Raw genomic sequence first — 1,069 nt, 5'->3', positions numbered from 1 at the left:
GAAAGACATTTCCGCAACTGCGGCGGCCGCAATCCCATGCAGGTGACGATCTATCGCTTGCCGCGCGGGGATTATTCCGGTGACAGCTACGAGTTCTTCGACACAAGGGCAGAGTATTTGTGGAGCACAATGAAGGGCCGGGCGCCGGTTCCGGCGTGAGCCAATGTCGGCGCGAGCCCGCCAATCCAGCGGGCTCGTCTTTCTCCCGGCGAAGCAACTTGCCGAGGGTCTTGGCCGGAATGGCATTGCCCCCAGTTGGCTTGATTGCGCAGCAGTGGCAATGGAGAAATGTCCCCCAGGATGGAGCGCGCCGCCGCGACGACGCCATCGCGCCCCGCATCTGCCGTGCTCAAGATTGTTGAACAGGAACCAGCGATCCAGGTCCGCATGCGCCTTGCGGACAAGGAGCCCGGTGCAGATTTGCAACACTTGTTCCGGATCCGTTCTTTTTTGTGAGCCACCGGCTTGAGATCCCGGACGGATCCTGCTTTCCTGATTGCGTTCGTGAAGGATGACCTTGACGGACAGTCGGCCTCCGACGGTGCGGGAACACCAACCGGAGGCCTGACCCGCACCTTTGATCGAGAAAGGATTGGGCTATGCGGAATATTAGAACCTCCACTCCCCCGTTGGAAGCGTTGTCGGCGCGATTTGAACAGGCGCGCGGCGGCAAGACAGGCGGCATAGCGGCCTGACGGCTTCACCGCGCCGAGAACGGCTTCGCCTGCGGCAGCATCTTTTTCGCCTTGCGGTCGGGTCCGGCCAGCCGGGCCGACCGCCGCGCCGGCGGAACCATGCCGCTTTCATTCAGACCGACAGTTTATTCAACGGAGGGATTCATGACCACTGTCAGCAACCATATCACTTCACGCTTATCAGCCGTCGACAGCGCTGCCAGCAGCCAATATTCCGTGCGCATTGAGCCGGGTGTGCTTGGCCAGCACTTTGATGGCCTTGTCGCGGCGGCGGCCGCCACCATTGCCGAGAGCGCGCCGGTGCATGACGAGGTGCTCGGGCGCTTTGTCGGCCTCGCCTCACGTATCCGCTCGATCTCGTTCCATGAGGGCAA

Annotated in this window: 1 protein-coding gene; it reads left to right on the top strand. The window is 61.8% G+C overall.

The window, feature by feature from the left end:
- Positions 1-839: 839 nt before the first annotated feature.
- Positions 840-1,069 (top strand): hypothetical protein (locus CHEJ32_RS25970; protein WP_034659039.1); only part of this gene is annotated, 230 nt, incomplete at its 3' end.

It is taken from the genome of Chelativorans sp. J32, assembly GCF_000518985.1.
In the GTDB taxonomy this organism is placed as follows: Bacteria; Pseudomonadota; Alphaproteobacteria; order Rhizobiales; family Rhizobiaceae; genus Chelativorans.
The sequence above is the reverse complement of the archived record's forward strand: the minus strand, read 5'-3'. Positions and strand labels throughout refer to the sequence as shown.